At 49.1% G+C, this 26,038-nt stretch carries 25 protein-coding genes; 15 read left to right on the top strand and 10 right to left on the bottom strand.

The annotated features are described in order from the left end of the window. Positions 1 to 10 precede the first annotated feature (10 nt). The 9 genes from ligA to KOI40_RS09170 all read left to right on the top strand — a co-directional run bounded on the left by ligA (position 11) and on the right by KOI40_RS09170 (position 9,841). Positions 11 to 2,044, top strand: a complete 2,034-nt coding sequence (ligA, locus tag KOI40_RS09130) for an NAD-dependent DNA ligase LigA (protein ID WP_216097196.1) — start codon at positions 11 to 13, stop codon at positions 2,042 to 2,044. Between the two features lie 46 nt (positions 2,045 to 2,090). Further along, positions 2,091 to 2,681, top strand: a complete 591-nt coding sequence (locus tag KOI40_RS09135) for a transglycosylase SLT domain-containing protein (protein WP_233710162.1) — start codon at positions 2,091 to 2,093, stop codon at positions 2,679 to 2,681. A 19-nt stretch (positions 2,682 to 2,700) separates the two neighbouring features. Further along, the gene (locus tag KOI40_RS09140) at positions 2,701 to 3,126 is read left to right on the top strand and encodes a hypothetical protein (protein WP_216097198.1); all 426 of its coding nucleotides are present in this window, start codon (positions 2,701 to 2,703) and stop codon (positions 3,124 to 3,126) included. A gap of 141 nt (positions 3,127 to 3,267) precedes the next feature. Further along, the gene (locus KOI40_RS09145) at positions 3,268 to 4,116 is read left to right on the top strand and encodes an HAD hydrolase family protein (protein WP_216097199.1); all 849 of its coding nucleotides are present in this window, start codon (positions 3,268 to 3,270) and stop codon (positions 4,114 to 4,116) included. Positions 4,117 to 4,231: 115 nt separating this feature from the next. Continuing rightward, complete coding sequence (locus KOI40_RS09150; protein WP_216097200.1) at positions 4,232 to 4,453, top strand: hypothetical protein; 222 nt, start codon at positions 4,232 to 4,234, stop codon at positions 4,451 to 4,453. Positions 4,454 to 4,522: 69 nt separating this feature from the next. Further along, positions 4,523 to 5,599, top strand: coding sequence for an AraC family transcriptional regulator (locus KOI40_RS09155; RefSeq protein ID WP_216097201.1), 1,077 nt, complete (start codon positions 4,523 to 4,525; stop codon positions 5,597 to 5,599). Between the two features lie 294 nt (positions 5,600 to 5,893). Continuing rightward, entirely contained in the window at positions 5,894 to 7,678 is a 1,785-nt protein-coding gene (locus KOI40_RS09160) for an acyl-CoA dehydrogenase C-terminal domain-containing protein (protein ID WP_216097202.1), read from the top strand. Positions 7,679 to 7,699: 21 nt separating this feature from the next. Then, a complete protein-coding gene (locus tag KOI40_RS09165; protein WP_216097203.1) occupies positions 7,700 to 8,014 on the top strand; it encodes an SCP2 sterol-binding domain-containing protein in 315 nt (104 codons plus the stop codon). 186 nt (positions 8,015 to 8,200) lie between these two features. After that, positions 8,201 to 9,841: an AMP-binding protein gene (locus KOI40_RS09170; RefSeq protein ID WP_216097204.1), complete on the top strand. Its 1,641-nt coding sequence runs from the start codon at positions 8,201 to 8,203 to the stop codon at positions 9,839 to 9,841. An 80-nt stretch (positions 9,842 to 9,921) separates the two neighbouring features. On the opposite strand, the gene KOI40_RS09175 is transcribed toward KOI40_RS09170, so the two are convergent. The 9 genes from KOI40_RS09175 to KOI40_RS09215 all read right to left on the bottom strand — a co-directional run bounded on the left by KOI40_RS09175 (position 9,922) and on the right by KOI40_RS09215 (position 18,661). Next, positions 9,922 to 10,944: an NADP-dependent oxidoreductase gene (locus KOI40_RS09175; RefSeq protein ID WP_216097205.1), complete on the bottom strand. Its 1,023-nt coding sequence runs from the start codon at positions 10,942 to 10,944 to the stop codon at positions 9,922 to 9,924. A gap of 30 nt (positions 10,945 to 10,974) precedes the next feature. After that, entirely contained in the window at positions 10,975 to 11,925 is a 951-nt protein-coding gene (locus KOI40_RS09180; RefSeq protein ID WP_216097206.1) for an alpha/beta fold hydrolase, read from the bottom strand. A gap of 65 nt (positions 11,926 to 11,990) precedes the next feature. Beyond that, entirely contained in the window at positions 11,991 to 12,758 is a 768-nt protein-coding gene (locus KOI40_RS09185; RefSeq protein WP_216097207.1) for an SDR family NAD(P)-dependent oxidoreductase, read from the bottom strand. A 24-nt stretch (positions 12,759 to 12,782) separates the two neighbouring features. Beyond that, positions 12,783 to 13,550 carry an SDR family NAD(P)-dependent oxidoreductase gene (locus KOI40_RS09190; protein WP_216097208.1) on the bottom strand — a complete coding sequence of 256 codons (768 nt, stop codon included), beginning with the start codon at positions 13,548 to 13,550 and terminating at the stop codon, positions 12,783 to 12,785. Between the two features lie 44 nt (positions 13,551 to 13,594). Continuing rightward, positions 13,595 to 14,359 carry an SDR family oxidoreductase gene (locus KOI40_RS09195; RefSeq protein WP_216097209.1) on the bottom strand — a complete coding sequence of 255 codons (765 nt, stop codon included), beginning with the start codon at positions 14,357 to 14,359 and terminating at the stop codon, positions 13,595 to 13,597. A gap of 87 nt (positions 14,360 to 14,446) precedes the next feature. Further along, entirely contained in the window at positions 14,447 to 15,421 is a 975-nt protein-coding gene (locus tag KOI40_RS09200; protein WP_216097210.1) for an NADPH:quinone oxidoreductase family protein, read from the bottom strand. 29 nt (positions 15,422 to 15,450) lie between these two features. Continuing rightward, the gene (locus KOI40_RS09205) at positions 15,451 to 16,488 is read right to left on the bottom strand and encodes a phosphotransferase family protein (protein ID WP_216097211.1); all 1,038 of its coding nucleotides are present in this window, start codon (positions 16,486 to 16,488) and stop codon (positions 15,451 to 15,453) included. Positions 16,489 to 16,691: 203 nt separating this feature from the next. Then, complete coding sequence (locus tag KOI40_RS09210) at positions 16,692 to 17,903, bottom strand: acyl-CoA dehydrogenase family protein (RefSeq protein WP_216097212.1); 1,212 nt, start codon at positions 17,901 to 17,903, stop codon at positions 16,692 to 16,694. 80 nt (positions 17,904 to 17,983) lie between these two features. Then, entirely contained in the window at positions 17,984 to 18,661 is a 678-nt protein-coding gene (locus tag KOI40_RS09215; protein WP_216097213.1) for a histidine phosphatase family protein, read from the bottom strand. Positions 18,662 to 18,922: 261 nt separating this feature from the next. Between KOI40_RS09215 and KOI40_RS09220 the strand changes: the two genes are divergently transcribed. Beyond that, positions 18,923 to 19,810, top strand: coding sequence for a LysR family transcriptional regulator (locus KOI40_RS09220; protein ID WP_216097214.1), 888 nt, complete (start codon positions 18,923 to 18,925; stop codon positions 19,808 to 19,810). A 19-nt stretch (positions 19,811 to 19,829) separates the two neighbouring features. On the opposite strand, the gene KOI40_RS09225 is transcribed toward KOI40_RS09220, so the two are convergent. Further along, positions 19,830 to 20,600, bottom strand: a complete 771-nt coding sequence (locus KOI40_RS09225; protein WP_216097215.1) for an SDR family NAD(P)-dependent oxidoreductase — start codon at positions 20,598 to 20,600, stop codon at positions 19,830 to 19,832. Between the two features lie 444 nt (positions 20,601 to 21,044). Between KOI40_RS09225 and KOI40_RS09230 the strand changes: the two genes are divergently transcribed. The 5 genes from KOI40_RS09230 to KOI40_RS09250 all read left to right on the top strand — a co-directional run bounded on the left by KOI40_RS09230 (position 21,045) and on the right by KOI40_RS09250 (position 26,014). After that, positions 21,045 to 22,697 (top strand): PAS domain-containing sensor histidine kinase, encoded by a 1,653-nt coding sequence (locus KOI40_RS09230; RefSeq protein ID WP_216097216.1) that lies wholly within the window; start codon positions 21,045 to 21,047, stop codon positions 22,695 to 22,697. Beyond that, entirely contained in the window at positions 22,694 to 23,311 is a 618-nt protein-coding gene (locus KOI40_RS18870; protein WP_216097217.1) for a response regulator transcription factor, read from the top strand. The genes KOI40_RS09230 and KOI40_RS18870 overlap by 4 nt, the downstream gene beginning before the upstream one ends. 167 nt (positions 23,312 to 23,478) lie before the next feature. Continuing rightward, on the top strand, positions 23,479 to 24,618 hold the full coding sequence (locus tag KOI40_RS09240) for a patatin-like phospholipase family protein (RefSeq protein ID WP_216097218.1): 1,140 nt from the start codon (positions 23,479 to 23,481) through the stop codon (positions 24,616 to 24,618). A 126-nt stretch (positions 24,619 to 24,744) separates the two neighbouring features. Then, positions 24,745 to 25,557 carry a substrate-binding periplasmic protein gene (locus KOI40_RS09245; RefSeq protein WP_216097219.1) on the top strand — a complete coding sequence of 271 codons (813 nt, stop codon included), beginning with the start codon at positions 24,745 to 24,747 and terminating at the stop codon, positions 25,555 to 25,557. Between the two features lie 13 nt (positions 25,558 to 25,570). After that, the gene (locus KOI40_RS09250; protein WP_216097220.1) at positions 25,571 to 26,014 is read left to right on the top strand and encodes a DUF6210 family protein; all 444 of its coding nucleotides are present in this window, start codon (positions 25,571 to 25,573) and stop codon (positions 26,012 to 26,014) included. Positions 26,015 to 26,038 lie beyond the last annotated feature (24 nt).

Here is a 26,038-nt window from a genome sequence, read left to right on the forward strand (position 1 = left end):
TTCCCGTACCATGTCAAACCCTCTCGAACTCCAATCCAAATTTGATGAACTGAAAAATCAGCTCAACTACCACAACTACCGTTATTACGTGTTGGATGACCCAACCGTCCCCGATATCGAATACGATCGCCTGTTTCAGCAGCTTAAAGAACTTGAATCTCAACATCCTGAGCTGGTGACTCCAGATTCCCCAACTCAGCGTGTCGGCGAAGCTCCACTGAGTGCATTTTCCCAGGTGGCTCACGAAGTGCCGATGTTATCGTTGGACAACGCATTCAGTGACGAAGATCTGGAAAGTTTTAATCGTCGATTGCAGGATCGTCTCAAAAACCCGGACGACATTGAGTTTGCCTGTGAGCCCAAACTGGACGGTATTGCTGTTAGTCTTTTGTATGTTAATGGTCAGCTGGAGCGTGGAGCTACCCGTGGTGATGGCACGACGGGGGAAGACATTACTCAAAATGTCAGGACGATCACTTCGATTCCTTTGCGTTTAATGGGTGAGGGCTACCCCGAAGTGCTGGAGGTACGTGGCGAAATCTACATGCCCAAGCAAGGTTTCGAAAGGTTGAATCAGAAGGCCCGAGAAGCGGGTGAAAAAACATTCGTCAATCCGCGAAACGCGGCAGCTGGCAGTTTACGTCAGTTGGATGCACGTATTACGGCGAGCCGGCCTCTGCAAATGTGTGCTTACAGTGTCGGTCGTTTCGATGGAGGATCCTTACCAGAGCGGCATACTGAAGTGTTGGAGCAGCTTCACCAATGGGGTTTTCTGATCAATCCGGAAATGGCCGTTGTTCACAACATCAGCGGCTGCCTTGAATATTACCGTCGATTGGGTGAGAAGCGAGATTCTCTGCCTTACGATATCGATGGCATTGTGTTTAAAGTCAACAATCTTGCGTTGCAGCAAACGCTGGGATTTGTGTCCCGTGCTCCTCGCTGGGCAATTGCTTACAAGTTCCCGGCGCAAGAAGAAATGACCCAACTTCTAAGTGTTGAATTTCAGGTGGGGCGCACAGGTGCCGTGACCCCGGTAGCTCGATTGAATCCTGTGTTTGTGGGCGGCGTTACGGTGTCGAACGCCACGTTGCACAATCGCGATGAAATTAACCGGCTGGGCGTTATGGTGGGGGATACTGTAGTGGTTCGCAGGGCGGGTGATGTGATTCCCCAGGTGGTTTCCATCGTGAAATCACAGCGTCCGGCCGATGCCAGCGAGATTGTTTTTCCTGAAACCTGTCCGGTATGTGATTCACCTGTGGAAACCGTCCCGGGTGAAGCGGTGGCGCGCTGTACTGGTGGATTGATTTGCGGTGCCCAACGGAAAGAGGCCATCAAGCACTTTGCCTCCCGTAAAGCGATGGACATTGATGGCTTGGGAGACAAGCTGGTTGAGCAGTTGGTCGATGAAGGGTTGATTCATTCAGTGGCAGACCTCTATCGCCTTGAGGCCTCGCAGGTCGCAGAGCTAGAACGTATGGGGCCTAAATCCGCGGAAAATCTTATCGCGGCCCTGGAGGCCAGCAAAAGTACTTCCTTCGAACGGTTTTTGTATTCTCTGGGAATTCGTGAAGTTGGTGAGGCTACTGCCCGAGGTTTGAGCCGCTATTTTGGCAATCTGGATGCATTGATTGCAGCCAATGAAGAATCTCTGCAAAAAGTCGATGACGTAGGGCCGGTGGTTGCTCACTTTGTCGCTGAGTTCCTTCGCCAGGAGCATAATCTCGAAGCCATTGAAGCCTTGCAGAAGGCTGGTGTTCACTGGGACGATATCAGCGTTGAAGAGCGTCATGAGCCTTTGGCGGACCAAACCTACGTTGTCACCGGATCGTTTTCGTTGATCAAACGGGATGAAGCCAAGAAACTGCTGCAACAGCTTGGAGCGAAAGTGGCGGGATCCGTCTCAGCCAAAACCCATTGTGTTGTCGTGGGAGGCGGTGCAACCAATAACTCCAAGTATGTGAAAGCCCAGGAGCTGGGCATTCAGACGATGACAGAAGAAGAACTGGTTGCTCTCTTGCAAGAGCATGGGGTTTTGTAGCGTGATCCCGCAAGCCCCCCTACGCAGGATACCCGTTTACCGCTGGATGATAATCGTCCTTGCGGTGGTGTTGCTGTCGGGGTGTGTGACTTCTCCTCCGCGTCAAATACACAATGTCTGTGACATTTTTGATGAAAAAGACGGCTGGTACGAGGACGCCAAAGACGCCCAGGAAAAGTGGGGCGTTTCCATTCCGGTGATTATGGCTTTTATGTACCAGGAATCGCGCTTTCAGCCCAAGGCCAAGCCACCTCGTTCACGGATTTTATGGATTTTCCCCGGCCCCCGGCTGAGTAGTGCTTACGGCTTTTCTCAAGCCAAAGACGATACCTGGGACTGGTACAAGAGCGAAGCGGGATCCTGGGGAGCGGATCGGGACGATTTTGGTGATGCTGCAGACTTTGTGGGCTGGTACAACAACATGAGTCACAGACGATGTAATATTGCACTCAACGACACCTATCATCTCTACCTTGCATACCACGAAGGGCAGGGTGGCTTTAATCGCAGAACCTTCAGGAACAAAGGTTGGCTGAAAAAAGTAGCAAAGAAAGTGTCTTCACGGGCTGCGGTTTACCAACGGCAGCTGGCAGGCTGCCAGAAACGTCTCGAAAGTGACGGCTGGTGGTTTTTCTAAGGTTAGGGGCTACACACGTATGGATCAGGAATCGATAGTTTACGGCTGTATCAAAGACGCTTCCTACTATGAGCAGGATTCGACGCGTCGCAGGGTCAACCGGCAGGCAATGCTCAATTTGCCCAAGGCGGATGGCTGGCCTTTTCTCTGTCAGGAGATGTTCGCAATTCCCCAGATCGAAATCGATCATGCAAATTATCAGACCGAAGTGATGCATTTCGGAGCATCCTACAAAGCTGTCGAGTACGAGTGGGAACAGTGGATTCAGCAATTTGAAGAGCTCTTGAGCCAGATGTACTGGGTGTCAGCCACTGTTCATTTGGAAACCGAGCTGTCGGGCACCCACACATTTGTCTGGGAGTCTGGACGCAATTCCCATGAGCCCGGCTCTGGTGATATGCAGGTTCGCTGTGAGTGGAGTCACGAGGGTTCGCTCAGTCTCTGAGTTTTCGATTTAAATGTGATGGTTTTTCAACCGGATTCATCCCCGATGGGGCACCGGAAACGTTAATAGGTTTCTGGTGCTTATCCAGTCTTTATTGCTGGCTGCTTCCAGTGATCTAATGTATTTCAGATGTGTATGACTATGACTTCCCTTGCTGCAACTGCCTTGCAGCAACGCGATATTCGGCTCGCGTTTTTCGATATTGATGGAACCTTGTTGGGGTTGGACGGCAACTATACCCGCCGGGTTAAAAATGCGATTCTTAATGTCCGGCGTGCGGGAATCAAAACTGCAGTTGCGTCTGGCAGACCACTGTTTGCCGCTGATTTTTTGGTCGACGAACTGCAATTAAAAGACGCAGGTTTATTCTATACCGGCGCCTTGATTTTCGATCCTTCACAGCAAAAAACTTTGGAGCTACATCCTCTGGAGAAGGGTTTGGTGACGTCCTTGATTGTTGAGGCCCGAAAAGCCGGTGTTTATACGGAAGTCTGCGGTCGTGATCGCTTTTTTGTTGAAGGTTGGAATGATCTGGGAAAGTTGCACAGCGAGCATCTGCGAGCTGTTCCTGAGCAGGTATCTTTCGACAACATTTTAGATAAAGAGCCCGTTATCAAGCTCTTGTTTGCCGTGGATAATGCAGAGGATCAAAAAAAATTGCATCACCTCGAAGCGCTCTTTCCGGATACGGTTTTTGCATACGCCAAAATGGCCGCCAAACCGGATTGGCTGTTTGTCAGCGTTATTGCGCAAACGGCCTGCAAGCATAAGGGGTTCCAGCAGTTGCTGGATTATCATCAGGTGACGGCTGAGCAGGTCGTGGCTTTTGGAGATGCTCAGTCCGATAAGGTTTTTCTGGAGCGGGCAGGGCTGGGTGTAGCGATGGGGAATGCTGCTGACGATGTAAAAGCGGTAGCGGATCTGGTGACATTACCGGTCTGGGAAGATGGCGTTGCCGTTGTGCTGGAAAGCATTCTGCAAAATATCTGACTAGTCAGTCTCAGTTGGTGCATGCTGGAAGACCTGCTTCGGGGCTTTCAGCGCCTCCCGGACAATAGTTTGGTATGATGGCACCATTGTTTTAAGCTTTAACTTAAAGGTTGTTATGTTGTTTTTCAAAAGGCGTAAAGCGCGTTCAGCGGTTTCTGTTGCCATTTTGGCCTCGCTGGCGTTTCTTGCGCTGGCGGTATGGGGTTGGGGGGTGCCGCTGGAAACCATCGGTAATTTCTTTCTGATTTCAACGGTCTTGATTCTTGGGTTGATTCTGGCCGCCGTCGTCATGGTAATGTTTATCAAGCTGATTCAGAGATTCTTCCATCGGGATTGAAATTGATGACTAAATTTATCAAAATGGTCATTCCTGAGGTCCCAGTCCTCCCTAAGCGGTAGCCCTTCTATGCCCATTTTTGACAGTTCTGTTCCCGTTGAGTACGCGCGAGCTTTGTTATCTGCTGCTGAAGAGCAGGGTTGTGATACCCGGGAGTTACTGGCCGACTTGGGTATTTACCCGGAAGACATCGAAGATGGCCGCTTTTTTTCGGCAGTAAAATATGGACAGCTTTATCAGCGCATTATGTGGCTGATGCAGGATGAATGCTTCGGCATGATGTCTGGAGGCAAGGTTCGCTGGGGCTCTTTCCGGCTGCTTTGTCTTACGTTGATTCACTGTGAAAACCTTCGTCAGGCGATCATCCGGGCGGGTGAATTCAGTGAAATTTGCCGGGGGTTTCGGGTTCGTTCCATTCTCGTGGAAGGTGAGGGTGAACTGGCATCGATTCGTATGGCAGGTATTGAATCCCTGTCCGAAGAAGCCTTCCAGGAAATGATGAGTGTTGATAATGCGGACAGTATTCGTACCTCTCTTGCTGTTTGGCATCGGTTTCACTGTTGGCTGATTGGGCAGGAAATCCCTCTCGTGTCCATCAGCTTCAGCTTTCCTTGCCCTGAGTCTTTCAGGGCTCTGGCGGAATCCTATCCCGCACAGATTCAGTTTAACCAGCCCTACAATGGCTTTGAATTGCATAAGGATTATCTGGATGCCAGGGTGATTCAAAATCCCCAGACTTTAGATGAGTTCATCCGGATGGCACCCTATCATCTGGTGATCAGCGACAGTGCTCGCAGTACCCTAAAGTCCAAAGTCCGTACCATTTTGTCCAAAGATGTTAGTGAGTCTATGCCCGGCGCTGAGGCTGTTGCCTCCCAGCTCAATTTGTCGGTGACCACTCTGCGTCGTCATTTGCAGCAGGAAAATACCTCATTTCAGAAAATCAAAGATGAATGTCGTCTCGAAGCAGCCATTCATTACCTGGGTTGTAAAGACCTTACCAACAGTGTCATTTCCGAGCGTCTGGGGTTTGATGAAACCAGTGCTTTCTTCAGAGCATTCAAAAAGTGGACGGGTCTGACGCCGGGCGAATATCGTAAACAAATGGCCATGGAGCAGGGGGCTGGCGGCTCTGAGTCGCGTTAAAGCCTGACTTGTCAGTCAAGCATTGCGGTTATTTCCAGAGCGTCTGTGACCGGTGGGTCTACTGTCCTTTTTGTCCTTATTCTGGGCTATAGTCATATTTGTTAGTGAATGTAGTCATTTTTGCCATTGAGCGAAATTGATGAATTCGGGATTCTAACGTCTGTTTCATTTATGGTCTGAAAAACCAAATAAGTGTCTGAAATTGTTCTAAAAGCTCAGCCTTGTGGCTCAGTGGAACAGGCTTCAGGTACTGCCTAAGACATATTACTTCAAGCAAAGACAGAGGTTATCAGGATGGCTGAGTACAAAACGCCTTTACGTGACATGCAGTTCACCATGTATGAGTTGCTGGATTACGAACAGCACTGGCAGAGTCTCCCCAAGTTCGAAGAAACCGGTGCAGACATCGCCAATGCGATCATGGAAGAAAATGCGAAATTTTGTGAAAACGTACTCGCACCCCTGAACCAGTCCGGTGACGCTGAAGGTTGTCAGTGGAATGACGGTGAAGTGACTACACCCAAAGGTTTCAAAGAAGCGTATCAGCAGTTCGTTGAAGCCGGTTGGCCGTCAATGACGCACAGCCCTGATCATGGTGGTCAAGGTCTGCCACCGTCACTGGGTTTGATTCTGAACGAAATGGTTGGCACTGCTAACTGGTCCTGGGGAATGTACCCCGGTCTTTCCCACGGTGCGATGAATACCATCGAAGAGCACGGCACCGATGAGCAAAAAGAAGTTTACCTGACCAAGCTGGTAAGCGGTGAGTGGACTGGCACCATGTGCCTGACTGAGCCTCACTGTGGTACTGACCTGGGTATGCTGCGTACCAAGGCAGAGCCTAATGCTGACGGTTCATACGCAATTTCCGGTACCAAGATCTTTATCTCTGCCGGCGAGCACGATATGGCTGAGAACATTGTTCACATTGTTCTGGCTCGTCTCCCGGATGCGCCTGAAGGTACCAAAGGTATTTCACTGTTTATTGTGCCTAAATTTAATGTTGCCGAGGACGGTTCTATCGCTGAACGCAACGGTGTGGTTTGTGGTTCTATCGAGCACAAGATGGGTATTAAAGCCAGCGCCACCTGTGTAATGAACTTTGACGGTGCCAAAGGTTTCCTGATTGGACCTCCAAACCGTGGTTTGAACTGCATGTTCACCTTTATGAACACAGCCCGTCTGGGTACTGCATTGCAAGGCGTTGCGCACGCAGAGCTGGGTTTCCAGAAGTCTCTGGATTACGCTCGCGACCGTCTGCAAATGCGCTCTCTGAGCGGCGTTAAAAACCCTGATGGTCCTGCGGATCCCATCATTGTTCACCCAGACGTTCGTCGTATGCTGTTGACCCAGAAGTCCTTCGCCGAAGGTGGCCGTATGCTGATGGCTTACTGTGGCAAGCTGGTTGATGTTATCAGTAACGGTGATGAAGAGTCTGCGAAAGAAGCTGATGGCAAACTGGCCTTCCTGACACCAATTGCCAAGGCATTCCTGACCGAAGTAGGTTTTGAATCCGCAAACCATGGTGTTCAGTGTTTTGGTGGTCACGGTTTCATTTCCGAGTGGGGTGCAGAGCAGAACGTTCGTGATTGCCGTATCTCCATGTTGTATGAAGGCACTACCGGTATTCAGGCGCTGGACTTGCTGGGTCGTAAGGTCTTGATGACTCAGGGCGAAATTATGAAGCCTTTCACCAAGGAAATTCATAAGTTCTGTCAGGCTAACGAAGGTAATCCTCTGATTGCAAAACTGGCCGAAGCGAACAAGCAATGGGGCGATCTCACTATGAAAGTGGGCATGGCTGCCATGGAAAACCCTGATGAAGTCGGCGCGGCATCTGTGGATTATCTGATGTTCTCCGGTTATGTTGCTTTGGCATACTTCTGGGCTCTGGCTGCGGTTAAAGCGCAGGCGGCTCTGGATGAAGGTCAGGGTGATGCAGCTTTCTACACTGCCAAAGTCCAAACTGCGAAATTCTACTTTGCCCGTATCCTTCCTCGTACCGAGTCACTGGCAACGACCATGACCTCCGGTGCCGACAGCCTGATGGATATGGATGCAGAATCTTTCGCATTTTGATCGTAGGGCATTGCTTTATTTATGCCTGATCTGAAAGAAGTGTTCCTTCAGGCCCAGGGCCGTTTCGACCAGGAAGCGGCCGAGGGGCTTGAAGCGTGTGTACAGATAACAATCCCCGACGCCGGGGATTGTTATCTTGTCGTGTCTGACTCTCAGTGTTCGTTGTATGAAGGAGTCAGTGAGGCACCTACGGCAACCTTAACCATGGATCTGCAAACCTTCATCGACGTGCTCAACGGCAGTCTGAATGGAATGCAAGCCTTTATGTTTGGTCGAATAAAAGCCGAGGGGAATATCTCACACGCCACCCGCTTATCCGAGCTGTTTCCATTATAAAATTACGCGATAATTCAGCGTTGAATAGCCCTTGACTTTACCTGTTACGAAATAAGTAAAGTCCAGGGTCTTTTAGTATTAGAATGAGAACAAAAAGTACAGTGCATACTGTCAAAACGGCAACAATAGCCGTCGGCATTTTGTATATCTGGCCACGAGAGATGATGTTCTTGCCTGGGAGGAAGAATGGATACGAGCAATTTACATACAATACCTGATGTTTTTCTGGAAGCGTTTAAACAGTTTAAAGACAAACCCGCTTTCACATGTCTGGGTAAAACACTTACCTATGGCGAAATAGACCGCTATAGTGAGCAATTCGCCAGTTATCTTCAAAACCACACCAAGTTACAGCCAGGCGACCGTGTTGCGGTTCAGTTGGCAAACATCCTTCAATACCCGGTAGCCATGTTCGGTATTATGCGGGCGGGTATGATTCTGGTTAACACCAATCCAATGTACACCGAGCGTGAAGTTGAGCATCAACTGAATGACTCCGGGGCTAAAGTGTTGGTAGTTATGTCTAATGTTGCCAGCGCCGCAGCTAACGTAATTGAAAATACCAGCGTAGAGCAGGTCATCGTGACGGACGCTGCTGATCTGCATGGTTTCCCAATGGGGCCTGTGATCAATTTTGTAGCTAAACATGTGAAGAAGCTGGTGCCGGACTTTTCTTTCCCAAATCAGGTATCCTTCAAACATGCTTTGAAGCTTGGTGCTGGAAGTTCTGCGAAGCCCGTCACTGTTGACCCGTCAGATGTGGCTGTCTTGCAATACACCGGTGGTACTACGGGTGTAGCGAAAGGTGCAATGCTGATGCACAGCAATATCGTTGCAAACATGAAACAGCTGGAAGATCGACTTGGCGACGTAACTGAAATTGGTAATGAGACCTATGTTGCTCCATTACCGTTGTATCACATCTATGCGTTTACCATTCATTGCATGATGTTGGTATGTACGGGAAATCACAGCATATTGATTCCCAATCCCCGTGATCTGGATGGTTTTGTTAAGGCCATGCAGGCTCAAAAGATTACCGGTTTTGTTGGGCTTAATACATTGTTCAACGGCTTATGTCATAACCCGGCCTTTAAAGATCTGGATTTCTCCAATCTTAAAACAACTGCATCGGGTGGGATGGCGCTTACCAGTGATGTAGGTGCAATGTGGAAAAAGGTTACCGGTTGTCAGGTCTCTGAAGGTTATGGCATGACTGAGACATCACCGGTGATATCGACCAATCCACCAGATGCGATTCATCCTGGTACTGTTGGTACTCCAGTTCTGAACACCGAAATCAAAGTGGTTGATGATAACGGCAATGAAGTCGCTAAAGGTGAGTCTGGCGAGCTGCTGGTTCGTGGCCCTCAGGTTATGAAAGGTTATTGGCTGCGTCCTGAAGCAACAGCCGAGATTTTGAGTGAAGACGGTTGGTTGAACACTGGTGATATGGCTGTTATTACTGATGACGGCTACATCAAGATCGTTGATCGCAAGAAAGACATGATCATTGTCTCAGGGTTTAATGTTTACCCAAATGAGATCGAGGATGAAGTGTGTAAACATCCCGGTGTGCTTGAAGCTGCAGCGATCGGTGTGCCTGATGCGAAAACGGGTGAAGCGGTTAAGCTGTTTATAGTTAAAGAAGATGCGTCATTGACCGTTGATGATGTGATTGCATTCTGCCGCAAGCAGTTGACCGCTTATAAAGTGCCTCGCCAGATTGAATTCAGAGAAGACCTGCCGAAGTCAAATGTGGGCAAGATTCTGCGTCGTGAACTGAAAGATGAAGAGTCCGCGAAGCAGGCTGGTAAAGCTGCTTAATGTTTAAGTATCTTTTCTACGTTTACAAAAAAGGCAGCTCGCGCTGCCTTTTTTGTATCTTTGGAATCTGTGACTGGCTGTTAGTCAGCAATATGCACCAGTTGTTTGCCAAAGTTTTTGCCTTTGAGCATGCCTTTAAAAGCTTCGATGGCATTATCAAGGCCCTCTGCAACTGACTCACGGTATTTGAGTTTTCCACTTTTAACCTGTTCTGCCAGAAGTTCCGTAAGTTCCTGATGCTGGTCCTGCCACTCGGTGACCACAAAAAAGCGATGCTCAGGTGGTTCGGGCAGTGCCCCGAGAATATGGAAGGGGGTTTCAACCTGCCCAATATTCTCTGAGTTGTAAGCAGAGACATAACCGCAAATAGGAGCACGAGAGCCTTTGTTCAATAGTTGAGCTACAGCTTTAGTAACATCTCCTCCGACGTTCTCGAAATAGACGTCAATGCCATCGGGGCAAGCAGCTTTTAGTTTTTCCAGAAGATCGCCTTCTTTGTAGTCAACGCAGGCATCAAAACCCAACTCTTCAACGACGTAGCGGCATTTCTCCGGGCCACCGGCGATGCCTACAGCTCGACAACCTAATTGTTTGGCTGTTTGTCCAACAACTGTGCCCACTGGGCCCGATGCCGCGGCTACAACTACGGTTTCACCGGCTTGCGGTTTACCAACGTAGGTGAGGCCACAATAACCGGTTCGTCCGGGCATGCCTGCCACACCCAGATACGCCTGCAGGGGGATACCGTTGGGTTTAATCTTGTAAATCATGGTTTCAGTGTCATCAGCGATGTAATATTCCTGCCAGCCTGAATAGCTGGTCACCAGGTCGCCGACACTGAAGTTCTCGTTCTTTGATTCAATCACTCTGCCTACGGATTCTCCCGCCATGACATCGCCAATCGCCACCGGGTCTACATAACTTTCAGTATCGTTCATGCGAGGGCGCATATAGGGGTCCAGGGAGAGCCACAATATTTGAATCAGGTATTCTCCGTCTTTCAGCTCTCTGACCGGGGTGGACGTGAGAGTCAAATCACCGTCTTGTAATTCACCTTGTGGGCGTTTGCTGAGAATGATCGAGCGATTTTGATACTGACTCATAATAAAAACCTCTTGAAAAGGGATGTTGTTTTATAGCTGTTTTAAAAACCGTATTAAGTGCGTATTCACTTGTTCTGGTTTTTCCTGCTGAATCCAGTGGCCACAGTTTTTCAGTTTTTTTATCTCTATATTGGGGACAATTTCTTTCATGCGTTCCAGCTCGCCACCAACCTCTGGCACCGGATCGTGATCACCGTAGAGAAATAGGGCAGGTTGAGTGATGGTGTTGTTACCATAGCTCTCACTTAAGGCCCAGTTACGATCTATGTTGCGATAGTAGTTCAGAGGCCCTGTTAAACCGTTGCGGGTAAAAGCCTCTATATAGACATTAGCTTCTGCTTCCGTCATAAAGTCAGGGAGCTTCCCCGGGTCAGGCATGGCCTGAAACAATTTTGCATCCGCTGGACAATCGGAAAGGGTAAACTTGCCGTCGCCATTGGCGCTGACGGGCCACCAAAAACTGCGTAGAAAGCGAGGTATATCACTTTCCAGTTCCTTTTCTGCGATGCCAGGTTGCTGGAAGTACAAAATATAATAAAAACGATCAGTGAAAAGCCGTTTAAAGCCCTCTGTCGGCGGGCGCTTGGAGCGACCTCCGTAGGGAACGCTCATGCAGATAACGGCTCTGACGCGGTCGGGAAAACGCAACGTGGTGTGCCAGGCGGTTGGTGCTCCAAAGTCGTGGCCAACGCAGACAAAAGTTTCATATCCCAGTTGAGTGGCTATGTCTGCCATGTCATTACTGAGTGAGACTTGATTATAGCGATCAGTTTCGTTTGGCTTGTCGGTTTCGCCATAACCCGGCATGTCTACTGCTACTGCTTTGAAACCTGATTCAGCCAGAGCAGGAAGCTGATTTCTCCAGGAGTACCAGGATTCCGGAAAGCCGTGCGTGAACAGAACCAGAGGACCGCTTCCACAACTGACAAGATGATAGCGAAGTCCATTAACTACAAGGTATGAGTCTTCCATCTTGGTCATTCAATTATCTCAGGTTGCCTAGTCTTGAGTACTTGCCGGGTTTCCGCCCGGCATTGAGTCGTGGATCAGAGCGCTGATACACCACCATCAATAGCGATAGTTTGGCCTGTCATGTAGGTATTGCCCGGAGAGCAGAGTAATAACATGACATTGGTGATTTCTTCAGGCTGGCCCAGTCGCTTCATGGGAGCACCGCGACTCAGGAATGACTCCAGTTGTTCGGTTCCACCGGCACCCAGTTCAGATTCAGTGACCAGCGGAGTCAGGCTGAAGAACGGACACACTGCGTTAACACGGATACCATTCTTTGCAAATTCTACAGCAGCAGTTTTGGTCAAACCGATGACCGCGTGCTTGGCAGCTGAGTAGGCTGCAATCTTGGGGGCGCCTCCAAGTCCAGCCATAGAGCTGACGTTGAGGATGATACCTTCGCCCTGATCCTTCATGACTTTAAGCTGGTGTTTCATCCCGTACATAACACCTTTGACATTGATGTCGAACTGGCGGTCAGTAATTTCTGTGGTGATGTCAGTGAAGGCCATGAAGCCTTGGCCAACACCGGCGTTATTTACAGCAATATCCAGCTTGCCATAAATTTCCGTGGCGGCTTCTACCATGGCTTGACACTCAGCTTCCTGAGACACGTCACACTTCATGGCAATGGCTGGGCCGGAGAGGCTGGCAGCTACGGCTTGCACGCCTTCTTCATTGACATCACCCAGAACCAGTTTTGCGCCACGGCTGGAAAAATCCATGGCCAGTTGTTTACCAAAACCACTGGCAGCGCCTGTGATCAGAACCACTTTGTCAGTAAAGTCGAGTAAAGGATCCATTATTATCTCTCTAGAAAAATTAACTTAAACAGCGGTCATGCCGCCATCGACAACCAGTTCGTGACCGGTCATGTAAGAGTTCTCTTTGCTGCAAGCAAAGAGCACAGCCTGAATAACTTCTTCGGGCTGAGCCACTCGTTTCAACGCCGCGGTCTTTCCAAAGTGCTTTAATGCTGCTTCACGATCCGGAAATTTTTTCAGCGTTTGTTCAAACATATCGGTCATCGTGATAAATGGACAAACTGCGTTAACCCGGATATTGAATTTGCCATATTCAAATGCCGCACTCTTGGTTAAACCAATCACCGCGTGTTTGCTGGCCGCATAGGCTGACATAAAGGGGGCTCCGCCAACCCCTGCAACAGAAGCAATATTACAGATAGCGCCACCACCTTGAGTTTGCATATGCTTGATCTGGTATTTCATGCAGAGGAAAACGCCCTGGACATTAATGTCCATGGTGCGCTGATAATCTTCCAAGGGCGTATCGGCAAGCAGATTGTGGGCGGGATCAATTCCAGCATTGTTAATCGCAGCATCCAGACGATCAAAGTGATTGACTGTATCTTCAATGAAGGTTTTGACCTGCTCTTCGTCCCGTACATCACAAAGGCGGGTAAGTACCTCAATATCTTTCTGGCGAAGCTCGTTGGCCAGCTGTTCCAGCTTTTCTTCATTGATGTCGCCAAGCGCCAGCTTTGCTCCCTGAGCGCCAAATTGTCTGGCGGCCTCTTGACCAAGACCGCCACTGGCACCGGTTATCAAAACAACCTGATTTTGGTAGTTGTTCATTCTGCCATTCTCTCTTTCTGCACTAGTGCTATTTGTTGGTTTTTTTAGATGGTCATACCACCATCGACGACAATGCATTCACCGTTGGTGTAACTGCTGGCTTCGGAAACCAGGTAAAGCACAGTGCCTGCCATTTCTTCAGGTTCAGCGTGACGTCCCATTGGAATGGATTGCACGGCAGTCTTGTAGATGTCGTCATTGGTGAATAGGGCACCGGCAAATTTTGTTTTTGTCAGGCCAGGTAGCAGGGCGTTACAGCGGATGCCAAATTGTGCACACTCTTTGGCGAAAGCTTTTGTCATGTTAATGACAGCCGCCTTGGTGATGGAATAGATGCCTTGGCCCATGCCAGGTTTCAAACCGTTGACAGAAGCCGTGTTCAGGATGGCGCCGCCACCGTTTTCACGCATCAGCTTGCCACCTTCAATGGACATGAAGAAATAGCCGCGGATATTGACATCAACGGTTTTATTGAATGCACCCAGATCGGTATCCAGAATGTGTCCGAAGTAGGGGTTGGCCGCAGCGTTGTTGACCAGAATGTCCAGTTTTCCATAGGTGTTACGAATGTGTTCAAACACGGCACTGATATCATCCATGTTGCCGATATTGCAGGCGAAAGCTTCTGCTTTTCCACCACTGGCCTGGATGCTTTCTGCAACCGCCGTGCAGTCTTCAATCTTCCGGCTGGAGACAATAACCTGTGCGCCTTGTTCTGCCAGCAATTTGGCAATTTCTTCACCAATGCCACGGCTGGCACCTGAAACCAGTGCAATTTTTCCGGTCAAATCAAATAATTTGGTAGCCATAATCTTATCTCGTAAATCTGTCTAATCAGCTATTCGCAATGCTCATAACTTGTGAAAATTGGTCCGTTGAAGTCACGGGCCTATGCATCAGGGTTTTAGAATAACTTTACCTTTGACCTCACGATCCATCACTTTATGAAGCGCTTTGGCGGTGTCTGCCAATGGGAAGGTTTCGTCGACAATCACTTTGACACTGCCCTTGACGTACCAGTCCATCAGTTCAACCATGTTTTCCATAAAGGCTTTGGGCTCATGCTTGGTGAAACTTCCCCAGAAAACACCAACTACAGAGTAGCCTTTAACCAATGACAGGTTGACTGGAAATTTCGGGATGGTGCCAGAGGCAAAACCGATCACCAGCAGGCGACCATTCCAGGCCATGGAACGACTGCAGGCATCAAAAGCATCGCCACCAACTACGTCGTAAACCACATCGACACCTTTACCATCGTTGAGTTTTTTCAGCTCGGTTTTGAGGTCGGATTCACTGTAGTTAATCAGGATATCGGCACCGTTGGCCTTGGCAATGTCCAGTTTCTCCTGGGTTGAGCAAACTGCAACCACGGTTGCACCCATGGCTTTACCAATTTGTACGGCAGCAAGCCCAGTACCCCCCGCAGCACCTGTAACTACCAGAGTTTCACCGGGTTTCAGGTTTGCACGTTGCTTGAGGGCATGATGGGCAGTGGCGTGAGCTGTAATCAGACCGGCAGCTTCCTCATCGGGTATTGCATCGGGCAGTGGCATAACGGTCATCGCATCGATAGCCACTTTCTCTGCATAGCCATTAAGTCCTGCCAAACCAATTACCCGCTGACCCACCTTAAGGTGTTCGACACCTTCACCAACTTCGCTGATAACACCAGCCACTTCCATTCCGGGTATGAAAGGAAAGGGCGGTTTCATTTGGTATAGGCCCTGTACCAGCAAACCATCAGGGTAATTCACCCCAATCGCAGTAATATCGATCAATACTTGCCCTTTACCGGCTACAGGATCGGGTACATCTTTGTACAGAAGTTCTTCAACCGGAGCGAACTTTTCGCAAACTATCGCTTTCATAAAACTCTCCTCAATACGGTTTTAGGGGATTATGCCTTGATAATGTCGAGTGCAGTCTGTGCCAGTGGCTGTACCATGGCACCTACACGATTTGCAGCTTTGTTGGACGCATTGCCGTCTGCGGCACGCTTTGCAACACCCTGGCAAATAGCAGCCAAACGGAAGAAGCTGAAGGCCAGGTAGAATGACCAGTTATCAATCTTTTCGATACCCATGCGCTTGCAGTAAGCCGCAACGTATTCTTCTTCAGTTGGAATGCCAAGTTCGGTCGGATTGATGCCCAGAAGCCCAGACATGGTGTTCTTTTCGTTGCTGGTTGGCAGTCGCAATTGCATGCACTGGTAAGCAAGATCTGAATATGGATGCCCTAAAGTTGAGAGCTCCCAGTCAAGAACTGCGATGATTTTGCTGTTGTCCTGAGAGAACATGACATTATCAAGGCGGTAGTCACCGTGAGTCAGTGAAACCTTGCCGTCGTCTGCGGGAAGGTTAGCGTCCAGCCACTCAATGAGTTGATCCATCTCCGCAATGGGCTGCAATTCAGATGCTTTGTATTGCGAAGACCAACGTCCGAATTGACGCTCAAAATAGTTGCCGGGTTTACCGTAGTCAGACAAACCAGTGGCTTCAAGATCAACACTGTGCAAAGCGGCCAGAACACGATTCATTTCGTCGTACATGGCTGCGCGCTTTTCGTTACTCTCAATTTCAGGCAGGGCGGCCCCCCAGTATATATGGCCATCACAGAATTCCATGATGTAAAACATCGAGCCAATAACATCACGGTCTTCACACAGGTGATAAACCCGGGCTACGGGAACGTCCGTGTCTTTTAAAGCATTCAGAACCCGGTATTCTCGATCAACTGCGTGAGCAGACTTCAGAAGTTTTCCTGGAGGTTGGCGACGCAGCACATAGGTGCCTGAAGCAGCTGTAATTTTGAAGGTTGGATTGGATTGCCCGCCGGCAAATTTTTCAGCGGTGATCGGGCCTTTGAAACCTTCGATATTGGCTTCTAGATAACGGCTTAAGACTTCTGTATCGAGAGTGTCTACGGCAGTGCTCATTCTTGTCTCCGTTAAAATTAGCAATTTCTGCGTAATCAGTATGACGTAAGTTTTTGCAGTCTCTTATATGGTTAGAGGAAGTGCCTAACTCGTGATTTCTGCATTAATCGCCATAAGTTTTACTATATTTTTTACCGGTTTTTAAACGTCCAAAGCCCCGCCTCTCGAAAGAGAGACAGGGCTGAAGCTGAGAACTGTAATAATCAGTCTTCGAACTGCTTCATCAGGTTGCGACCCAGTTGCATCATGTGTACCTGATCGGGGCCATCAGCCAGACGCAATGTGCGTTGTCCTGCGTATGCATGGGCCAGACTGGTGTCTTGACTGACACCTGCAGCGCCGTGAATCTGGATGGCGCGATCAATAACGTCCAGAGCCATACTAGGAGCCACAATCTTGATCATCGCAATAAGATCCTTGGCTTCTTTGTTGCCTACGGTATCCATTTTTTGAGCAGCCTTGAGGGTCATCAGGCGCGCTTGTTCAATCTGGCAGGCAGAGCGGGCGATGTCTTCACGCACAGATTGGTTTTTCGACATGGGCTGGCCAAACACCACTCGGCTGTTCGCACGCTTACACATCAGTTCCAGCGCACGTTGTGCTGCACCGACTGAACGCATGCAGTGGTGGATACGACCAGGTCCGAGACGGCCTTGTGCTACTTCGAAGCCACGGCCTTCACCAAGAATAATGTTTTTAACCGGAACACGTACATTCTCAAAAATAACTTCTGCGTGGCCTTCGGGTGCATCGTCATACCCAAAAACCTGCATGGGGCGAATAATTTTCACTCCTGGGGTGTTGACCGGAACCAGTACCTGAGACTGCTGCATGTGGCGGTTAGGGTTTTGTGGATCGGATTTACCCATCACGATCATAATTTCGCAGGTTTTGCGACAAGCACCACTGATGTAGAACTTGCGACCATTGATTACATACTCATCACCGTCGCGTACGATTTGAGTTTCAATGTTCGTGGCGTCAGAGGAAGCAACATCGGGCTCCGTCATGGCGAAAGCAGAGCGGATCTCACCCGCCAGAAGGGGCTCTAACCATTGCTTTTTCTGCTCTTCATTACCGTATTTGGCCAGAACTTCCATATTTCCGGTATCAGGTGCGGCACAGTTAAATACTTCGGGTGCCCAGCCTACTTTGCCCATTTCTTCAGCCAGGGGAGCGTATTCCAGGTTGGTGAGACCACCACTGTATTCGCCATAAGACAGCGGTAAAAAGAAGTTCCACAATCCCTGAGCTTTCGCTTTGGCTTTAAGCTCATCAAGGATGGGCGGAGTAGACCAGCGGTCTTTGGACAGTTGATCGTTATACAGATCCTGATTTGGGTAGACGTGTTCTTCCATAAAGCCTCGGACTTGTTCAATCAGGCCTTTTACTTTATCGCTGTATTCAAAATCCATAAAATTCTCCCTCGGAGTGCTTGGTTTTGTTGTCGGCTTGCCACTCAACGGCTGAACATTGTCAGCAGGTGGTTTATTAATTAGCTGTATGTAATGTGTTGCTCACGCTCTGGAATATCCAGATGCGGGATATGGTTGAAACTGGTCATGCGAATGGCTTTAGGGTTGAAGAAACAGTGGGCTAGGGCGGTGTTTTTGATTTGTAGATTCAGCTCAATCACAGTTTGACTGGGAGCCTGTAGAATCTGTCGAAGAACCATGGCAATGGCACCACCCGAACTGACGGCCAGTACTTTTTGACCGTGAAATTCTGTTTGGATGTTGTCAATAACGCTGCGAACACGGTCTTCGAAGTTTTGCCAGCTTTCACCGACGCCTTCCGTCAATTCGCCGGTAGACCATTTATGCATGCCTTTTTTCAGCAGCTTGTAGAAGTCAGAAGCAGGGGCATCGTCGGTCAGGGCTTCTTCCGGGTGTTGTCTGACATAGGCATCAAACAGTTTGTGAAAATCAAATTCATTCAGGCCGGCAAACACCTTAAATTCAGGGGCGGTCAATTGCAGACCCTTGGCAATACCTTCTGCGGTTTCTCGGTGGCGAACCAGTTCTCCGGTCAGGATGCTGTCGAAATGAAAGCCACGCTCACGGAAATGTTCACCGAGCCATTCAGCCTGCTGGTGGCCAAGTGGTGATAACTTGTCGTAGTTGTCGGATCGAAAGGACGCTTGCCCATGCCTGACAAGATAAAGTTCTGACATCCAGATTGCTCCTGCTGTCCGTCGAGGTCATTAAGTAGGTTACAGAGCATAGTGCGGCCATTACTATATTAAAAATTTATTATGTGAATCTGGCAATATTCATGTATCTTATTGCACTGACATGTTGATTGGGGTGTCAGTTTCGCTAATGATTCATTCAATAGGGTGGTTGAATAGTGAACGCACCTCTCAGAAAAGGCTGAAGTCTGAGTCGCATTTCGATTCAGCAGAAAGCTGTTCTGGAAAGGTATAGGAAGATATATGCGATTAAGCCAGGTTGATCTGAATCTTTTTATTGTCTTTGATGCGATCTATCAGCAGCGTAATCTGACGCGAGCAGCCGAAGTGCTGTGTATCACTCAGCCCGCAGTCAGTAATGCACTGGGGCGCCTCAGAAATACACTGAATGACCCCTTGTTTGTCAGAACTTCTCAAGGGATGAGTCCTACGCCGATGGCTGAAAATATTGTCGGACGCGTGCAAGAAGCTCTTCAGCTTCTCAATACCAGTGTAACCGAAGGTGAAGTCTTTCGTCCGGATCAGGCTGACAAGGTGTTCAGACTGAGCATGAATGACATGGGAGAGGCCATGATTTTGCCGGGCCTGCTGGAACATTTGCAGGAAGTTGCCCCCGGTGTCAGCGTTGAGTGCTACAACGTGCCCAGAGAGCTTGTGGAGCGAGAACTGGCAGCCGGCACATTGGACTTTGCGCTTGATGTTCCTCTGATTTCCGGAAACCAGGTGTGCAACAAGCCCCTCATAAAACAGCGTTACGCATGTATGGTCCGTAAGGATCATCCGAAAGTGGGGGAGACGTTGACCATGGATGAATACCTGGCACTGGATCACATTGCGGTATCTTCACGTCGTAAAGGCCTGAGTTATGTGGATTTGGCTTTGAATCGGCTAGGCCGTCGCAGAAACGTCAAAACACGGGTACAGCACTATCAGGTGGCCCCCATGATTGTTGCCAGTACGGATCTGGCATTGACGATTCCAATGAGCATGGCTCAAAAATACGATATGAAAATACTGGAGCTGCCGTTTTCCCTACCGGCACTGGACTGGAGCCTATACTGGCACACCAGTGCTGATCAGGATCGGGCGAATATGTGGATGCGAGGCCTGTTGGAAGAGCTTTGTCATTGAGACATCGTTGCCGGAATGGTTATATTCCGGCAACGGAAATGGCCCCATCCACCGGTAGAACCGCGCCATTCACGAAAGAGCCTGCGTCACTGCAGAGCATTATGACAGGGCCTACCAGCTCCTGAATGTCGCCCAGACGTCGAGCAGGCATTTGCTCGATGTGCTTCTGACCTGCAGCCGAGTTGAAAAAGTCTTCGTTCATTTCGGTTTTAAACCATCCCGGTGCAATGGCGTTAACCCGAATATTGTATTTGATCAGATCAAGAGCCATGGCTCTGGTCAGCTGTATAACCGCACCTTTTGAGGCACAGTAAGAAGTTTGCCCTGGTTTTGCAGTTAGCCCCAAAACAGAAGCAATGTTTACAATACTGCCGCTTTTGCCGGCCTGAATCATGCGCTGAGCAGCCTCCTGTGCAACATTCCAGACACCGTTAAAGTTGGTGTTCATGACAAAGTCACGCTCTTCATCATTGATTCGTGCAAAGTTTTTAGGCGCGGCCACACCGGCATTGTTGACCACTGTATCAATCTTGCCAACGAAGCGTTCAGCCAGATCAAAAGCACTTTTCACACTTTCCCGCTGGGTAACGTCCATATTTACAGCAACAGCCTTACCACCTTCGGATTCAATCTCGTCAACCAGTTGTTCTATACGCTCTGCACGCCTGGCAGCTAAGACAACGGTTGCCCCGGCTGTTGATAAGCCTTTGGCCAGTGTGGCACCTATACCACTTGAAGCTCCCGTGATCAGGGCTGTTCGGTTTGTCAGGGTAAATTGAGTGTTGCTCATGAGTGCTCTCTCAGAGGTTTTCATTGCAGGGGACTGTGCTGGCACCTTGGTCAACCAGGTGTCGTATATGTCTCTTATTGGTTTTTGTTAACTATATTGAGCGCAAGAGGTCTGTTCAAGTGAAAATAGGGGTTGTTACGTATTTTGGTGTGGCGGGATGATTGAAAGTGATTTTCCACACTTTTAAAGGTTTTTTTGCCCAAGATTAATCCCGATATAGGCTGTTTCAACGATTTCTACAACAATCCAAGGTGGTAATATATCCCACTGGTGATTAACAGGCACTTTGGTATGTATGCGTCGAGTACTAGGCAAAAGGTTAGTTGAATGAGTTTTTACCTTCTCTAGGGGTATTTACGCATGTCCAGGAGGGCTATGGTGATTGAATGTGTTCATACAGACGGGTAGATTGAGGTTTTGTAGACAACTTGGATCTTTGTAGCAATGGCGGGTTCTAGGCAAGATTCACATCAAACAGCCTTTCAGGTAGCTTCTGAAGAGATGCAGCAAGGTACTCCTGTATCGACGCAGAGCTCCGGTACTGATCAAAATGAAAAAATGAAAGCCTGCGATGCGCAAGAGCCCATGAAAAAATCCGCTACTGGGATTCCTCAGACTTCCGATGCCCGTTATCAGTTTCTGATTGAGCGTTCAGGTGACATTATCACTACCCATCGCCCTGGCGACTGGGCTTATACCTCCATTAATCCCGCTCTGGAGCGAATGTCTGGTTATACCCGCGAAGAATTAATGGGCATGCCGGCCTATGAACTCTTTCACCCCGACGATGCGGAGGCGATGCGAAACAAGTTGATTCCGGCCATTTATCATCACGGGGCCCGGACATTCCGTTATCGCAGTCGCCACAAAGATGGCCATTATTCATGGATGGAATCTACTCACAGCTCTGTTCGTGATGAAGATGGCAATTTACTGGAGGTGATTGCGATCACCCGGGATATCACCGCACAGGTCAAATCAGAAGAAGCCAATCAGCGTCTGGCTTCTGTGGTTGAGGCTTCGTTCGCCCTGATGCTTTTCTGTGATCGTCACCAGAGGGTAAGCCATATGAATCAGGCAACCCGCGATGTGCTGAAAGTACAACAGATGAGTGAGCGGATGCACATTAGGGATTTGTTTGGAGAAGAAAGCTACCAAAAGATGATGGATGAAGCTTTCTCGGTGGCTGCCGAGAAGGGGAGTTGGAATGGCGCATTGAGGATTCGCGCGCCGCAGGCCCCAGAGCGTTATTTACTGCTGGAAGAAGTTTTGACCCATTCTCGAGCTGAGTTGGGTAAAGAGGGCAATTACTTCTCTCTGATCTTGCGGGATAACACGGAACAAAAGCAAATTGAGCGACGTGTTCGCGATCAGCAATCTGAATTGATACATGCCTCCAGGCTTATGACGCTGGGAGAGATGGCCAGTGGCTTGGCTCATGAAATTAATCAGCCGTTGGCCACCACACTTAATTACGCCCGCGGAGCCCTGAGAAAACTGGAATCAGGCCAGGAATTACCGAAAAGTAGTCTGCTTTCGGTGTTCGATATTCTGGTCAAGCAGACTCAGTTAGCGGCAGATATTGTCAAACGGCTTCGCAGTCTGGTTAAAAAAACACCTTATCAGCGGAGTGTATTCAGTGTTCAACGGGTTCTGGATGAAGTGGAAGAGTTGCTGGGACACGACCTGTGGAGCAATGGCGTACGTATTGAATCTAAACTACCGCCTGAGGAAGTCTACATGGTGGGCGATCGCATTCAGATCCAACAAGTTCTGTTTAATTTAATTCGTAACAGCATGGACGCCTATCAGGACATGAAAGAAGATGCCCGCAAGGTGTCTGTGCGGATGCAGGTCTCCGAATCACAATTCGATTTGATTCTCGAAGACTATGCCGGAGGCATTCCGGAAGGATTGCGGGACACAATTTTTGAGCCCTACGTTACCTCGAAGCAGACTGGGTTGGGGTTGGGTCTGTCTATTTCCCGTTCGATCATCGAATCCCATGGTGGTCAAATATTGGTGGAAACGGACAGTACGCGATCAACACAATTTACGATACGTTTACCAAGAGAAAATAATAAGGAACACCTGTGAGCACCCAACACACCGTTTTTATCGTCGACGACAATCAGGACTTTCGCGAGTCTTTGGCCTGGCTCCTTGAGGGTGCAGGTTACACGGTGAAAGCCTTTGAAAGCGCCGAGGACTTTTTGCTTGGATACAGACAGGAATCGGGTTGTCTGTTGCTCGATGTACGAATGACCGGCATGAGCGGCCTGGCTTTGCAGCAGGAGTTGATAAAGCGTGGGGAGATCATCCCGGTGATTATGATTACCGGACATGGTGATGTCCCTGTGGCGGTACAGGCCATGAAGAATCAGGCGGTGGACTTTATCGAGAAACCTTTTGAAGATACCGCCATATTGGAGTTGATTCAAAAAACCCTCGACGACGTTGGTGAAAAATTCAATCAACAAAAAGAGGCCAATGCTGCTTTGGCGTGCTGGAATCAGCTTAGCCGTCGAGAGCTGGATGTTGCCAAGCTGGTAATTTCCGGTTTGGCGAATCGTGAAATTGCCGAAAAGCTAGATATCAGCATTAAAACTGTAGAGATCCACCGCAGTCGGGTCATGTCAAAAATGAAGGTCAAGCGACTTGCCGAACTGATGGAAAAAGTCACTCTGATCAAGTCTGAAATAGAAAGTTAACGTTCTGTTCAGACGGGGTTAACAAGTTTTCCTATCCTGCCCAATGCTTTCTAGTATAGAACCTCACGCCCATAGTACACTCGCTCTCTGGTATTCACCGTAGAAGGTGGATACCATCCCGTCTACGCCCACTCGGTCGGAAAGCAACGGTTTAAGGAGTTAGTGAAGTGACAAATGCCCTGATCTTATCAGGCGGCGGCGCCCGAGCAGCCTATCAGGTGGGTGTTCTATCTGCGGTAAATGAATTATTACCAGCGACGACTCGCAATCCTTTTCCGATTATTTGTGGTACATCCGCCGGAGCCATCAATGCTTTGGCCCTGGCCTCACACAGTGGCAGTTTTTACGAAGCGGTCGCCGATCTCAATCACATCTGGGCCGATTTAAGGACCGATAAGGTATTCAAAACCTCCTGGAGAGCTTTGCTGGGCGGAGCAATGCGTTTGTTTTTCTCTCTGTTCAATGAAGGTGTGAGCAAAAAACAATCACTGGCCTTGTTGGATAACGAGCCATTGCGGGAGTTTCTTGCGGAATATATCGATTTTGATCAGCTGGAGATGGGGTTGAAGCGGGGTGACTTGAAAGCTATTTGCACCACCGCGATGAATTACTCCACCGGGGAGTCGGTTAGTTTTTTTCAAGGGGATAAAACGGTTGAGAGCTGGCGTCGCTACCGCCGAATTGGTGTCTCGGCCAAATTAACCCTGGATCATTTGATGGCTTCAGCGGCCATTCCGGCGTTATTTCCTGCCGTCAAGGTTAATGAGGATTACTACGGCGATGGTGCCTTACGTCAGGTAGCACCAATCAGTCCGGCATTGCATATGGGGGCCGATCGCATCTTTGTGATCGGGGTGTCCAATAATCGTGATCCCCTAAGCAGAAGTCAGTATTCCCGCCGACTGAAATATTCTCCGTCAATCGGGCAAGTCTTTGGGCAACTGTTCAACAGTGCCTTTATTGACAGCCTGGAAGGTGACCTTGAGCACCTTGAGAGAGTCAACTCCCTGTTAAACCTGATCCCGGATGAAGTGTTGCAGGAAAACAAAACCCGATTGCGACCCGTGGAAACCATGGTGATTTCGCCCAGCAAAGCCCTCGACAAGCTGGCCGGAAGAAAAATTCGTCACATGCCAAGAAGTGTGAGGATGTTTTTACGTTCTACGGGGGCCACAAACAAAGCGGGCGGTGCGGCGACAACCAGCTATCTGTTGTTTGAGAAACCCTACCTTGATGAACTCATGGAGCTTGGTTATCAGGATGCCATGTGGGAAAAAGACAATATTCAGGAGTTCTTCAAGGTTTGACATCCTAATTGGTTTGAGTTCTCATCAAATGTGTCAGATGTATCACAACAGGAGCTTTCGGTAACTGGAAGTGGCTGAGTCATAACGATTTAAGGACGGATATCTACAGTGGCGCAATGCTCAGCCATGTTTCATCGCAATTCAGCACTTAAAGATTTTATCGTCGGATTGTTTGGCGTAGTTTCTCTGTGTTTTCTGGTGGGAGTAGACCGAGCCCACGCGGAAGCCATGGCTCAAACGAACTCTTCACCGAATTCTGTCATTCATCTTGGTGTCGAGGATGGTTGGCCACCCTATGCCAATGAGCGCGGGCAAGGGTTAAGTACCGACATCATCAAGGCCGCTTTTGCAGTGATGGGGCAGGAGGTTACCATCAGTGTGATGCCGTATGCCCGTGTGCTCAGGGATGTCGAGGCCGGACATTTGGATGGTGGCTACAATGTGACACGTCAGACCTCTACCGAGAAGCGGTTTATCTTTGGCCAATTCCCGATCCTGACAGCCAGTGCCTCATTTTATTATGCAGCAGATCGCCCCAAGGTCTATCAAACCGCAAGGGACATTCCCAGCGAAGCGCGGGTAGCCTCCATTATCGACTATGAATATGGCAATACTTATGAGTCTCAGCGAGAGCGTTTTAATGAGGTGAGTGTTGCCCGTCAACAGCAGGTAATCCGTATGCTGCTGGCCCATCGGGTCGATGTGGGGGTTATGTTTGATCGCGTGGTAGAACACACTCTGGCCGAGATGAATTTACCTGCGGATATTCTCACCCGAGGTGCTGTTAACCATACCAGTGATATTTATGTGGCCTTTTCCCTGAAGAGTCCTGAGGCAAAAAAATACGCAGCGCTATTGGATCAAGGTTTGCTGAAAATCCGGGAAAACGGTGTTTACGACAAATTGATGCAAGGGCTGGCACCCGCCGGGGATCAGTGACGGTCGGTAGATTATGAAAAAAGTGTGTTTGTATTCTCTCGAACAACCCGGGATTGTTGTGCTATCCCAGAGCGGCGTCACTTACTGGAATAAAACCGGTGATGCTGACCCGCGTTTTCAGGCAGAAGGCATATTGGTGCCGATATCCAACGATCCTCCTGAGGGGCATCCTGAATTGTCGCTTGTGCCGAGATTGCAAAATTGCACGGCAAGCTCAGATTCTTTGTCCGTATCCCAAGTGAGCGAACTGGATTCACTTTTACAAGAAGTGTCTTCCAGCGATGCGATCAGTGTTGATCGTGCAAGAATGGGCGAGTCCAGCGAGGGGTGGGTCTACCTGACAATTCGGCCTCAGGGGGAGTTCAGCTACTTTGTTGGCTTTCTGGATGAGCTGGGGGGCGCTGACGGAACGCTACAGGCGGTATTGACCTGGCCCTGTAGCATGTCTATTAGTTAATCTGTTTGTTCGCAAGCGTCTAAA

It is taken from the genome of Pseudomaricurvus albidus (assembly GCF_018863235.1).
Lineage (GTDB): Bacteria > Pseudomonadota > Gammaproteobacteria > Pseudomonadales > Cellvibrionaceae > Pseudomaricurvus > Pseudomaricurvus albidus.

Excerpts from the sequence above, each read along its gene's own strand:
- ligA (WP_216097196.1), top strand. The coding sequence starts at position 11 with ATGTCAAACCCTCTCGAACTCCAATCCAAATTTGATGAACTGAAAAAT.
- KOI40_RS09135 (WP_233710162.1), top strand. The coding sequence starts at position 2,091 with ATGATAATCGTCCTTGCGGTGGTGTTGCTGTCGGGGTGTGTGACTTCT.
- KOI40_RS09140 (WP_216097198.1), top strand. The coding sequence starts at position 2,701 with ATGGATCAGGAATCGATAGTTTACGGCTGTATCAAAGACGCTTCCTAC.
- KOI40_RS09145 (WP_216097199.1), top strand. The coding sequence starts at position 3,268 with ATGACTTCCCTTGCTGCAACTGCCTTGCAGCAACGCGATATTCGGCTC.
- KOI40_RS09150 (WP_216097200.1), top strand. The coding sequence starts at position 4,232 with ATGTTGTTTTTCAAAAGGCGTAAAGCGCGTTCAGCGGTTTCTGTTGCC.
- KOI40_RS09155 (WP_216097201.1), top strand. The coding sequence starts at position 4,523 with ATGCCCATTTTTGACAGTTCTGTTCCCGTTGAGTACGCGCGAGCTTTG.
- KOI40_RS09160 (WP_216097202.1), top strand. The coding sequence starts at position 5,894 with ATGGCTGAGTACAAAACGCCTTTACGTGACATGCAGTTCACCATGTAT.
- KOI40_RS09165 (WP_216097203.1), top strand. The coding sequence starts at position 7,700 with ATGCCTGATCTGAAAGAAGTGTTCCTTCAGGCCCAGGGCCGTTTCGAC.
- KOI40_RS09170 (WP_216097204.1), top strand. The coding sequence starts at position 8,201 with ATGGATACGAGCAATTTACATACAATACCTGATGTTTTTCTGGAAGCG.
- KOI40_RS09175 (WP_216097205.1), bottom strand. The coding sequence starts at position 10,944 with ATGAGTCAGTATCAAAATCGCTCGATCATTCTCAGCAAACGCCCACAA.
- KOI40_RS09180 (WP_216097206.1), bottom strand. The coding sequence starts at position 11,925 with ATGACCAAGATGGAAGACTCATACCTTGTAGTTAATGGACTTCGCTAT.
- KOI40_RS09185 (WP_216097207.1), bottom strand. The coding sequence starts at position 12,758 with ATGGATCCTTTACTCGACTTTACTGACAAAGTGGTTCTGATCACAGGC.
- KOI40_RS09190 (WP_216097208.1), bottom strand. The coding sequence starts at position 13,550 with ATGAACAACTACCAAAATCAGGTTGTTTTGATAACCGGTGCCAGTGGC.
- KOI40_RS09195 (WP_216097209.1), bottom strand. The coding sequence starts at position 14,359 with ATGGCTACCAAATTATTTGATTTGACCGGAAAAATTGCACTGGTTTCA.
- KOI40_RS09200 (WP_216097210.1), bottom strand. The coding sequence starts at position 15,421 with ATGAAAGCGATAGTTTGCGAAAAGTTCGCTCCGGTTGAAGAACTTCTG.
- KOI40_RS09205 (WP_216097211.1), bottom strand. The coding sequence starts at position 16,488 with ATGAGCACTGCCGTAGACACTCTCGATACAGAAGTCTTAAGCCGTTAT.
- KOI40_RS09210 (WP_216097212.1), bottom strand. The coding sequence starts at position 17,903 with ATGGATTTTGAATACAGCGATAAAGTAAAAGGCCTGATTGAACAAGTC.
- KOI40_RS09215 (WP_216097213.1), bottom strand. The coding sequence starts at position 18,661 with ATGTCAGAACTTTATCTTGTCAGGCATGGGCAAGCGTCCTTTCGATCC.
- KOI40_RS09220 (WP_216097214.1), top strand. The coding sequence starts at position 18,923 with ATGCGATTAAGCCAGGTTGATCTGAATCTTTTTATTGTCTTTGATGCG.
- KOI40_RS09225 (WP_216097215.1), bottom strand. The coding sequence starts at position 20,600 with ATGAGCAACACTCAATTTACCCTGACAAACCGAACAGCCCTGATCACG.
- KOI40_RS09230 (WP_216097216.1), top strand. The coding sequence starts at position 21,045 with ATGGCGGGTTCTAGGCAAGATTCACATCAAACAGCCTTTCAGGTAGCT.
- KOI40_RS09245 (WP_216097219.1), top strand. The coding sequence starts at position 24,745 with ATGTTTCATCGCAATTCAGCACTTAAAGATTTTATCGTCGGATTGTTT.
- KOI40_RS09250 (WP_216097220.1), top strand. The coding sequence starts at position 25,571 with ATGAAAAAAGTGTGTTTGTATTCTCTCGAACAACCCGGGATTGTTGTG.